At 32.6% G+C, this 12327-nt stretch carries 9 protein-coding genes; 2 read left to right on the forward strand and 7 right to left on the reverse strand.

The window, feature by feature from the left end:
• Window positions 1-11: 11 nt before the first annotated feature.
• The 7 genes from IHE43_RS09100 to IHE43_RS09130 all read right to left on the reverse strand — a co-directional run bounded on the left by IHE43_RS09100 (window position 12) and on the right by IHE43_RS09130 (window position 7374).
• Window positions 12-206, reverse strand: coding sequence for a hypothetical protein (locus tag IHE43_RS09100; protein ID WP_192187639.1), 195 nt, complete (start codon window positions 204-206; stop codon window positions 12-14).
• Window positions 207-831: 625 nt separating this feature from the next.
• A complete protein-coding gene (locus IHE43_RS09105; protein WP_192187640.1) occupies window positions 832-2361 on the reverse strand; it encodes a hypothetical protein in 1530 nt (509 codons plus the stop codon).
• Between the two features lie 145 nt (window positions 2362-2506).
• On the reverse strand, window positions 2507-3148 hold the full coding sequence (locus tag IHE43_RS09110; protein WP_192187641.1) for a hypothetical protein: 642 nt from the start codon (window positions 3146-3148) through the stop codon (window positions 2507-2509).
• Between the two features lie 8 nt (window positions 3149-3156).
• On the reverse strand, window positions 3157-5079 hold the full coding sequence (locus IHE43_RS09115) for a hypothetical protein (RefSeq protein WP_192187642.1): 1923 nt from the start codon (window positions 5077-5079) through the stop codon (window positions 3157-3159).
• A gap of 58 nt (window positions 5080-5137) precedes the next feature.
• Window positions 5138-6310, reverse strand: a complete 1173-nt coding sequence (locus tag IHE43_RS09120) for a hypothetical protein (RefSeq protein WP_192187643.1) — start codon at window positions 6308-6310, stop codon at window positions 5138-5140.
• Window positions 6311-6545: 235 nt separating this feature from the next.
• Window positions 6546-6725, reverse strand: a complete 180-nt coding sequence (locus IHE43_RS09125; RefSeq protein WP_192187644.1) for a hypothetical protein — start codon at window positions 6723-6725, stop codon at window positions 6546-6548.
• Between the two features lie 19 nt (window positions 6726-6744).
• The gene (locus tag IHE43_RS09130; protein WP_192187645.1) at window positions 6745-7374 is read right to left on the reverse strand and encodes a hypothetical protein; all 630 of its coding nucleotides are present in this window, start codon (window positions 7372-7374) and stop codon (window positions 6745-6747) included.
• A gap of 499 nt (window positions 7375-7873) precedes the next feature.
• On the opposite strand from IHE43_RS09130, the gene IHE43_RS09135 reads away from it, so the two are divergent.
• On the forward strand, window positions 7874-10987 hold the full coding sequence (locus tag IHE43_RS09135) for a hypothetical protein (protein ID WP_192187646.1): 3114 nt from the start codon (window positions 7874-7876) through the stop codon (window positions 10985-10987).
• Window positions 10988-11017: 30 nt separating this feature from the next.
• On the forward strand, window positions 11018-12025 hold the full coding sequence (locus IHE43_RS09140) for a toxin-antitoxin system YwqK family antitoxin (RefSeq protein WP_192187647.1): 1008 nt from the start codon (window positions 11018-11020) through the stop codon (window positions 12023-12025).
• Window positions 12026-12327: the final 302 nt, after the last annotated feature.

The following is a 12327-nucleotide window of genomic DNA, read 5'->3' on the forward strand; positions in this document are numbered from 1 at the left end:
ATTTCCGAATATTAAATACCGCTGTCTCTGCTTTCTTTTTTAATGACTTCTGCCAGGTTATCACTTTTTTCGGATACACTTAAAGGAGTGATAGTAAAACTTTCGATAAAAATGCTTCCTTCTGATGCCTGCATTAAAGGGTTTTTGAAATTACTCATGTCTGGTGTTTTAGGTGTTTCTCCTAAATCTTTTGGTGTATACTCCATGATTAGTTTATTGTTTTAATTGTTAATATGATTGTTCGAATAACTTGTATAGTTGAGGTGTCTGTTTTCTAAAATATTTAGAAAACAGAAGCTGTTTTTATGCCTTTTAGGCAAACTAATAGTTGGACTTAGAGTATGTAAAAATAGGGCAGAAGTGTCTGAAAAACGAAAAATTTGGGCTTTGTTTTCAGTAGTTTCAGTAGAAAATAATTGTAGTTAAAGTGTTGTTTTGTAGGTAGTTTTGTTGTTTTTGATTATGGTTTTTGGTTGTTGTTAAGAATGAGAGAGTTTATTAAAATAAAAGCCACCATTATAAGATTTTTTAGTCTTTTTTATGGTGGCTTTGTGCTAAATTAAATTACCCTGAGAAAGTATTAATTTGTTGGAGGGCTTTTTTTAAATCCTAATCTCCTTGGAATGTCTTACTTGTTTTTGCTTGGAAACAATGTTGCAACACCTGGCAACAAAACTGACACTAACAATCCTACGAGTTTGATTTGATTAATTTAAGAGACAACCCCGCATTTTTCAAAAGATTGAAATAAGTGTCAATAAATGCAGTAAGCAATACTACTAAGTTGACTAATGTAGCAATTCTTTTTTGATTGATATAATTAATTAAGGATTAAAATGTGGTTCCAGCAGCTCTTATCCATGTATTTGTAGCAATACACCAATAAATATATCCTGAAACTACTCTTATTTCTCCAGTAACTCCGGTATCTGTGGCAGAAGAAGGAGCTACTGTACCTATCCTAGTTCCTAAATATTCCTTAGTTAAAATAGATTTTCCAGTTCCATCAGCGGTAATTAGAGCAGTAGTTTGAGCTGGTAAAGTGGTTAAGTTATTGGAGTTTGACACAAATCTTTGTGTTCCTATTCCGTCAGACAAAATTACCGTGTTACTTAAAGAAGAAGATAATCCAGATGTTTTTCCTAATATTGTATTTCCGCTTCCTGTAGTTAAACCATTATCACTACCATTATTTTGAGCAATAACTAGATTATTACTACCTGTTGTGAGAGTACCTGCACCATGGGTAATACCTGTTTGACTAGCTATAACTACATTTCTTGCACCAGTTGTTATATGTGACCCAGCTAAATTTCCTAAAGCTACATTCCCCTCTGCTGTACTAAAATAAAGAGAATTGGCACCTATAGCAGTATTGTAATTTCCTGATATATTAGAATATAGTGATTGGATACCCATAGCGGTATTATAACTTCCAGTTGTATTGCTACGTAATGCAGAGGAGCCTATAGAGGTACTATTTGATCCAGTATTAAGCGTAAGCGTCAAAGAGCCTATAGCGGTATTAAAGCTTCCGGTTGTATTATTGCGCAATGAACTTACACCTATGGCAGTATTGCTCGATGCGGTGGTATTTTCTCTAAGTGCGCTGCCCCCTATGGCAACATTAAAACTTCCGGATGTATTATTACCTAAAGCATTATTACCTAAAGCATTATTGTAAGTGCCTATTGTATTCTTTTGCAATGCTCCCCAGCCAAAAGCATTGTTATAAATTCCCGTTGTAAGGTCTCTCAATGCTTCAAATCCAAAGGAATGATTCCCCTCAGCTGTTGTTGCTGAGTTTTGTGAATTTATTCCGAATACTACATTATCAATTCCAGAACTATTACCCTTGCCTATTCTCACACCTCTGATTGTTTTATCTACACCTCCAAGTTCTTGTAAAGGCGTGTTGTTTACTATTCCAGAAACTATTCCAGAAACTGCCGTAAAAGGAACGTCTCCAGAACCTAATAAAGAAACACCATTTACAGTTTTTAAGTTTGTCCCACTTATTAAAGTCTCTTGTTTTCCTGCAAGTGCCGGAACAGTAGGGTTATCCGCTGTACCTCCTAAATCTCCCGTTAGCTGAACTACTCCTTTTACTGAAGGCGTCGCATCAACTGGAGTCTTTATTAATATATCCCCAGAACCTAATATTGATTCGCCATTGATTGTTTTAAAATCAGATTCGTCTGTCTTAGAGTTAAGTAATTCATCAATACCTTCAACATCTGCTACAGGAACTTTTTCACTTTGATGTCGAAAAGAATCCCAGGTATCCCAAAATTGAGTCTGTGTCGGTTTTAAACCAGTCTTAAACCAGTTTTTGATTGTATTTAATGTTTGTATTGCCATGTTTTTTGTTTTTTAAGTTATTTTGATAAATTTAACTCTAGATATTTAAACAGTTTTTTAATCCTTTTAAGCATTTAATAATGATTGTAATTAAAAATGCCAAAGGGAAGAGTTGATGATAAAATGCTAAAATTGTATCGGTAAATTATTGAAGATTCAATATTATAAAATCTTTTACTGTCATTGGTTCGAAGCCATAAACTTCCTTATCTAAGAAGTCTAAAATACTTTCATTTGTCTCCACGTTAATTGCGTTTACCAAAGAATCACTTATTCCAGTAATTAGATAAATTTCATATTCACTCTTATAATTTTGGTATAAAGCCTTGTAAATTAAAGGGTTCATTGACTGCAAATATTCATCAGCTGAATACCTTTCGTTTTTCAACACTTGCCTTTGTTTTCTACTAGAAAAACCTATAATTGTTTCCGTTCCATCACCTGAAAAAACGGGCTGTAAGTCGAAATTATAAAACTGTTTTTTCTTTGAATAAGCAATTTCACCTGCCCAGTCAAGAAAATGAATCGTTTTTTGAAGTCCTAAAAAGATGTTCTCGTACGTTGTTCCGTTAAACTCATAATCGCCAACAATTCTATTATAAGAAATTCGGATAGCTTCGCGTCCTTCTTTATCGCAATATGATTTAAAAATCTTTTGCCCTTTCATATTGTAAATAGGCTCTTTTTCGACTAAAAAAGATAAATTATCAAATGAAATATCGGTCAATGTGTTTGCAAGGGTTTGAAACTTATCGAGATAATGATGTAATACTATTTGTGCGCTCATTGTTATTTCTATGTATGTGTTACGTGTCTTACATCTATTATGTCTGAATACGGTGCAATAGCTGTAAATTTTGTGTTGTTTACAAAATTTCCAAAAGGAACTGTATATATTGACACATTGTCAGCATAAATAATCATTGAGGTTAAGTCCCAAAAAAAACGAATTCTTATGTTTATATTTGCAGGAACTCCAGTTCTCCATCCAAAGTATGTGTAACCACTTGTGATTGTATTAATTCCGTTTTTAGTTATCTGGAATTCAGCTTGACCAGTACTTAATATTTCGTGAAATCGTAAAATATAGATATCACCATTAACTTGATCTTCAAACTTGCATACGTTGTATATTTTTTCACTAATAGAACCATTTAAAGGACTTTTAATTATTGAAAAATAAATACTTGTCTTTTTAGCAGAGTTTATTAAGAGAGCTAATCGAGCCGAACCCGAAGATCCAATTGTTTTTGCTAAAATGTTATTTCCTGAGACGTCAACTGGTTGAATCAAATTTTCCCAGTCAGATGTCGTAGGTTTAAAGACAGTTCCCAAAACTACCATTAATGCATTGCTAAAAGTTGCTGAAATACCGTTGTCTAGAGTTACCGAAAAAAGACCTTCTACTGCTCCTGTTGTTACGTTTACTCGCACTTCATTATCATTTATAAATGTGTTATAATTTATTGTTTGTCCCTGAATTGTAACCGTCATAGTTGGTGTGAAAAATGCTCCCTTCAAAACAAAATTTGTTGTTGTTGAAGGTAATGTGCTGTCAGGGATTAGAATTTCTAAATATGGCGCAGGCGAAGTAGCAATGGTGTACATTTTTAAGTTACCATTAATATCCGTACTTAAAACTTTATTCGTTGGCAACTGCCCATCATTACGAGTATTTGGATAATTACTCAACTTAATATCCTTATTCAAAAACTCAGTAATTTCAAGAACATTCGCTGCAACAATTGCCGGTTGCCCAACTCCAAAGCTTCTGCCTCTTAGGTTTAATTCAAAGGTTCTGCCTGTATCGGATGTTGTGTATTTTACGATCTCATTTGGACCAACAACCAGTACAGGCGAAAGCGCATTTATATAAGCTACAAATCCCGCAACATTTTGAGTAGCCAAAGCCGTTGATAGAATTGTTTTTACTGTAGTAGTTACATTTGTCAGTCCTGAAAGTTTTGTAATTTCGGCAGCGTTTATTAATCGCTCACCGGCTACCTTATCAACTTTATTTGTTTGCAGAAGTTTACCCATTTCCGCAGTTAATCCTTTTGTGGTTCCTCCGGTGGTAAGATCGTTTACCAAAATGGAATTTAAAGACAATTGCACTAATTCAATTGCATCTACCAGCTTCTGAACAGTATCAAGATTTACATTATCTGACGTAAGAATTGTGTTAATTGCATCAATTCTATTTTGCATCAATTTACCCTGTTCAGCAGAAAGTACAGAAGTTGTTCCGCCTGATACAACGTCATTTACAATATCTAAATACTCACTGGCCAGCTTTGTAAAATCATTTAATGGGGCATACCCATTTTGAGCACCTTTTTGTGATTTATCTTCTTTGCCATTCAATAAATCCTGATGTGCATTTGGATCTATTATATGAGTATCAAAATGAGATTTTTCTACTTTTGAGTTGAATAAATCTTCATGCGCAACAGGATCGATTATATGGGCATCAAACTGAGATTTTTCTACTTTTGAGTTAAACAAATCAATATGGGCCTCTGTATCAGTTAAATGATTTTCAAAAGCTTCAATTTCTGTTTTATTTTGAAGTAACTCACCAAGACCATCAATATCGACTACAGGAATTTTTTCGCTTTTATGCCGAAAACTATCCCAGGTATCCCAAAATTGAGTTTGAGTTGGTTTTAAACCAGTTCTAAACCAGTTTTTGATTGTGTTTAATGTTTGTATTGCCATGTTTTTGGGTTTAATAATATTGTGAAAAACAGTATGAAATATTTCTTTTTGATTGTTTTTAGTATTTTATCATCAACTGGCCTGTTGCTGTTCGATATACATCGCCTACTACAAGTCCGCCAGCTGTAGCTGCAGTATTATCCGCATAAACAGGAACATTCAATATGTTTAATTTATTTTGCAATACTGTTTTACCTGCTGAATCAATTACAATTCTTTTATTCTGTTGTCCATCAGCTATAATTACTGTATTATTCATTAATCCCTGATTAGGATTCACATTTCCAAGAACTACATTATAGCTACTACTTGTTCTAAATGGGCTAGCGCCCATGCCAACAAAAATATTACCATTTCCGGTTGTTAATCCTCTGCCAGAGTTGCTTCCTAAAATCAAATTCCCCGTACCTGTTGTTAGCTCAATACCAGCACTTGACCCAAATGCAGTATTGCTTCCACTTAAAGATCCTGATAAAGCTCCATATCCAAAAACGGTATTGTCTCCGCTTCCATCCCATGATGCCAAAGCAGATGCTCCATAGACAGTATTATAATAAGCATTTGTTGCTGTTGAAAATGCATTAAAGCCATAAACAGTATTATGTCTGGCGGAATCCTGATCAGAACCTAGTTTAAAAGCATCTTTGCCGAAAATTGTATTACTAATTCCAAATGTTCCTCCATGACATGTCACATAATTATCATTGATAATTAAATTTGACAAATAGGGCCTGACACCATTAATTTTTGTTATTTGTTTATAAGAAGAATTAACCCACAGGTAATATTTGCTTCCAAAGGCTGTGACTATATACATTGTAGAAGAATCTCCTATAGAGGGTAAGTTTTCAAGAGTGCTAACTGTTACAATATCTTTAAAGTAAGCTGGTTTATTAAGAATTTGCTCAACGCCGCTTGTAGCATTCCAGTCAGAATTAACCTGAACATTTCCACTATCAATAATTAAGTCTCCAGGTCCCAAAAGCGACGAGCCATTAATTGTCATAATATTAACACCTGCATCGAGAGTTTCTTGTTTATAGTTGATTTGATCTTGAAGATTTGAAAATTGATTATTTACATATTTCACTTCATTATCTGTACCATAAACCAAAATATTGTCGGTTGGTTCTCCTTCGTGTACGGTATTTAATTTTAAAGGTTTATTAATTTGATAGGTACCTGCCGATGATTGTGTTTCGTTAGGTTGTATTTCTATATTTTCTTTCATCAGTTTTTTTAATTAAATTATAAATGGCTATTTGTGAGATATTGTTTTGATAGAGACTTTCTTCTGTCTGCAGTAATGAAAACTAAGTTTGCTTTTCATGCATTTATCAAATAAACATTCAGGATTATCAGATACTTATATTCTCTGACAATCTTGAATGTTTTTGTTTAAAAAATAGAGAGTTTCATGAATTTTAACAACTATCTCAGTTCTTTATTTAGCTTAGAATATGATTTTAGTTTGCCACACCAGTTTTATTACCATCTTTACTGGCAATTAAACCCAAAGCAATACAAACACTTGTTATCTGCCCGCCAACTTCGGCTGTGATATATCCTAAAGCAACGGCAACAGCAACACTTCCCACAATAATTCCGGCTACTGTGGTTTTCCAATTTTTAATTATATTTTCCATTTTTTTATAAGTTTAATGTCTAATCAGGGTTTTCTGAGTTTGGTATTATAAATTCTTCCGAATCGTCTAAACCGCCAACTGTATCTGTTAATTTAATAATAGTACCCGGAGTTAATTCAAGCCATGTTAGCCATGCTTTTGGGTAAGTGCCACTAGGCCATGCACTGGAAAATTCGTGTTCTCCCGGTCTTTTATACATAATATAAATTCCATTATATACACCACAGCTTAATGATCTTAGTAATACTTCATCATTAAGTTCATAAGTAATTATGTCACCGTTGTCGCTAGAAGTAAATGATATAATTCTTCCTACTAAATTGTTTGCTTCAGTAAAACTGGTCATCAAACTCGTATCTCCACCGTAATAGGTTGCCTGACCAAGGAAATTACCTTCACAATATCCTATTACAGTATCACCGATTTCTAATTCATCAGCTGTATTTGGACTAACTTTAAAAACTATAAACTGTCCCGATGGAATAATTTTATCTCCAGTCAATAATTCCTCAATCCCTTCAATATCTTCTGCTGGTACTTTTTCGCTTTTATGCCTGAAAGAATCCCAAGTATCCCAAAATTGAATTTCTGTTGGTTTTAAACCTGTTTTAAACCAATTTTTGATAGTTTTTAATGTTTGTACTGCCATTTTTTGTTTTTTAATTATATAATTAACTTGTAATAAACTCGATCTTTTTTGATGTCGTCTCTATAATGAATATGGTTTTTATTTTCATAGAGCAGGACTAAATTTTCTAATGGGAATATTTTTTCTAAATGCCTGATTCAGGAAAAAATGAAAAGTACTCTTGTCCGGTATTTTCGGCATTTTACTGATGCCAATTGATACTACATAATCCATAATGGTTATTGTTTTTAAAATGATTAATAAATGGTGTTGAGGTTATTTTTGAGAAAATAGGAGGAGAGAATTCACAAATTATTATTGCGATAAAACAATACCTCTATTTGATATTTGAGGGTGTAAAAGTAAGACTGAAGAATGGAAAATAAACACAAAAAAGCCCTCTGTATTCAGTAGTTTCAGTAAGTTTACTTTTTGCTGAAACTACTGAATACAAGTGGTTTAAAATTTCAAAATCACGAGTATCGATGTTACTTTTACATCCGGAAAAAATACTATAGCGATGACTAAAAATGCAATTCACAATTTCAATCTTTCAATAAAAAATAGTGCTGATATAAAAAGCTCAGAACACTTAACAGAAGCTATCCTAAAAGAGTTAGCCAAAGTTTCAAAAGAAATGAGTCAGCAAAAAGATATAGTGCAAGTATGGCAGGAGCAACAAACTCTAAATACTACTGCTATTGTTAACAATTCTAGTACCTCAATCGGAGAAGGCGCTACCAATACCACTGCTGAAAAAAGCGAAAAACAAATAACGGTAAGCACTACTTCTTCGGTTGCTGAGGGAACAATAGTAAACCTCACTGTCCCAACTGGAGGAGGCATCAACAGCGCACCAGAGCTGCTTGGTACTACATCTTCAGTTTCGGAGGCAAGAACATCAACTTTGAGTGCTTCAATCGGAGAAGGCGTTGCTGATACGACCGGAAGAACGACAATGAGTTCTCCCACATCAGCCAACATTACTTCTCCGATCTCAGGAGCAGAAGACAATGCTTTAAACTTAAACAGCGGCTTAACGACGCAAACCTATGCAAATGTGGCAGCTCAGCAAACTTTATCGGTTCCTCAAATGCTTCAGACAAATAGGGGCGAACCAACTATCGAAGCTATTAAAGCAGAAATTAAAAAGAAACTGGATCTGGCTATTATTGCCAATGATACTGAAACGACAGAATATTGGAAAGGGATTTCTAAGGCTTTTGATGAAGGAGCTACAGTTCAGGATTTTGATGGAAAAAAGGATCAGGAACGTTTTACAAAAATGTATTTTGGATTACAAAATTGGCGCCTTTCAACTATTGGTGAAACGACAATTAATAACTTAAATTGGGGAGAAGCAAGTGAGTTGATGATGATGAAATTACTGCAATTGTCTAAAGATGAAGAAGATGAAAATTTGAGTAATTATTATAAGAGGTTAATTAAAGAAATTAAAAAACCTGATGTAAATGTTCAACAATTATTTTCAGAACATGATGAATTATTTTTATTATTGAAGTCAGTCTTTCCTAATCTGCCAAATAAGATAACAATTCAAACCAGGAAAATAATATATCCAGATTTAAGTCCTCAAAAAATATATCCCGGCATTGGAGTAGAAGAGATGTATTTTGTTTGGTCAGGAACCCTATTAGATAACATAGAAATCAAATACGGTAAGGGCGAAATTATAAAAGATAAAAATGGAAAATATCCTAATTTAAAAAATGGTCAATGGTATGACTACGATAGAATCAATAATCCGACAAAAGAAGGATCTACCTTCTGGAAAGCCTCATTATATAATACTATAAATGAACAGCATTATTTTTACCATACCATTGGCCAACGTCATGCTTATTATCAATTTGTAGATGCTTATTTAAAGACAAAAGATATTATATCTGAATGGTTTGATGCTGCAGCAAGAGTGACAATGGGGTCAATAAAAGAAGCATTGGAAGGTGAAATCGCATTAGGGTCAGCTGAAATGGTTAACCTTTGGTATCTGTCTGATGATACTGATGAGTTTTTGAAGGGAGGAAACAGGTATTTGTTTTCTGATAATATGAATAACGTAAAACTACTTTTAGAGGGTAAGGGAAAATTAAATGGTGAATTTATAGATGCCAAAGGAAATAAACAAAGTTTTAAAAATTTATCTAAAGAAGAATTAGATCTTAAATTGGTAGAGTTTGAGCAATCTGTTGTACAGGACTATATAAATTCTTCTTTCAAGGATTTAAATAACAGCTTCCTGAAAAAATCACTAGATGAGGTATCATCTCCTAGTGGAAATAAAGAATTTGATACTATTATTAAGGAAATTAATGAAAATTTTACTCATTGGATGGCTCCTGATATTATGCAGGATATTATGGCGAAATATTTTAGCAAAGATGGAAAAGTAATTTTCAATTTTGCAAAATACGATGACAGGGTAAAACTTGGACAAGTAATGGTAAAAGAATTGTATTATCTAAAATTGAGTGACACTTTTAAAATTGATAATATTGATGAAATACTTAAAAATCCAAAACAAAGCAGCATCAGAACAGGGGAATATTTTATAATTGATCAAAAAAATGCAGTAAAAGAGAAACCTAAATATTTAAAAGAATATAAATTATTAGAGCGATTAGAGCGAATAAAAAAGAATTTTAATAACATGTCTTCTGGCTTACATGAGGTTGCTAAAGTTAGAGATGATATAGGAAATGCTACTATTGAAGAAATTAAAAAATCATTAGCTAATATAAAAAAGGAAATTAAGAACTCATTAGCAAGTATTGAGAATGAAGTTTCAGATTCAGCATTAGTTATCGAGAAAATAATTTATGATGATTTGAGAGAACTCTACGATGACATTAAAAAAGAATTTGAAACTACAAGCACAAATGAATCAAATGATAAAGAATATGTAGATTTAATTGAAAACTTATATAATGATATGATTGAAATTAATGAGATAAGTGAAAAATTAAGAGTAAAGCTAATAGAGGAGGGAGAGAAAATAGTAAATACTGTAGCGGAAGAAGCTAAAAATCTTCCTGATGAAATAGCTGTAAATGCCTTGGTAAAAGTAGCAGAACGTATTTATCCGGGAGTTGGGAAACTTAATGATAGTAAAAAAGAAATATTATTTAAAAAAAATTATGAGGCAACGGTTGCTATTTTGCTATATGAATTTGCAAAAGGTGAAGGACCTGAAATCCGTAATTTTGATTATCATGACCATAAATTTGCGCAGGCTCTTCTAAAAGACCGAATGATTAATGAAATTATGGCGGAAACCTTAAAATTATTACGACAAACTAATTATGACTTTGTGAAAAAACCTGATAGTAAAGACTTAAAACTTGATTTAGAATTTAGCCCAACTCCGGTGTATGCTGTAGAAAGCCTTGACAAACATTTAGATTCTAATTTGGCACAAATATTTATAGGAGGAGCTTTTGCTTTAGTACGCATAAAAAATAAAAAATTAGAAGGTTATATTTACAATCAAACCGGTAGGCAGTCATTAATGCTTCATCTGGCTGATGATGTAAAAAGGAAAAATACAAATAAAATAGAAGCAATATTGTCAACTATTAAGCAGCGTATTTATTTTACTTTTAAATTACCATAAAAATAGTAAATTGCAGGAAAATTAAAACAAATGAAATTAAAGATTATTGTATTGTTTTTGCTTATTATATGTGGGTTTACCTCCTGCCAGAAAGAAGTTTTAGGAAAATACTATAACATCGAAGATGATAAAGCCCTCCATTATATTGACTTTAAAGAAGATGGCACTTTTTTTCATTACTATAAAAAAGGTTCCGTTGAACGCAGTCATTCCGGTAAATGGACTCAGGAAGATAATAAAATAAATATTTTTAACTGGGAAGAATATAGTATTGGGTATTTAGAGATTATATCTGGTATGGGGAAGGTAGAATTTGGAACCACCCTTGGCAACCAAATTTTTTGGATACATGGTTCTCGACTGGATGTTACTCCGGATGGGAGTAATTATGCAGATTATATAAAAGAAGAAGATGTAGAGGAGGTAAGAACAAGAAGAAAGAAAAGAGAAGAGGAAAGGGAAGCCTATTTAAAAAATAAGGACACTTTTTATTATCCTAATACAAAAATTATTAAAGCTATTGGGATAGAGGAAGATGATTCTGAAAGGACAGTTAAAAATTACGATTGGAAACATTTTTATACTACTGGTGAATTAGAATCAGAAGGACAATATGCATCGAATAGAAAAGAAGGGATTTGGAAATATTATTACAAAAATGGACAACTAAGGGAATTAGGTGCATTTCAGGACAGTTTAAGAGTTGGTACTTGGGAATATTATCATGAGAGTGGAAATTTAAAAGAAAAAGGGATACATATATATATAGAAAAAGGCGGGATAGATAAAGTATCTGAAAACTCAAGTTCTAAATATTACTTAACCCAAAAACGAGGTAAATGGAAGTATTATGATACTGATGGTAAACTGATACAAACTAAGGAATTCCCCTCTAGAGAAAAGGCATATGATAGTTTATATCTTTCCTGGAGTGATAATAAAGATAAAGAAAGTGTTGTTTCTGATCGCGAGAAACGTATTATAGAGGATGATAAAGATTATAATAAATATAAAGAATCATTAGCTGGTAAAAAATAATTTTAAAAGAGTCATTTGTAATCCAAATGATCTTTTAAATTACAGGAAAATAAAATAATAAACAGAAATATGTTTTTTAAAGAAACTTAAATTCAGATTTGAGATCCATCAAAAACTACCCTTAATCAGGTAGTTTTTTTGTTTTAAAGAATACTTTATTTTAGCATTAAAATTATAAAAAACAAACCCGTTCTCCTAGATCTTCCTTATGAAAAGCTGCGCAAATGTCTCTGACTTTGTGCATTTTTTTTGTTCCTTAGAAATTGTAAACCTGATAAAAGTCTCCCGACTTTTTACGTTTA

Source organism: Flavobacterium sp. MDT1-60 (assembly GCF_014844035.1).
Lineage (GTDB): Bacteria > Bacteroidota > Bacteroidia > Flavobacteriales > Flavobacteriaceae > Flavobacterium.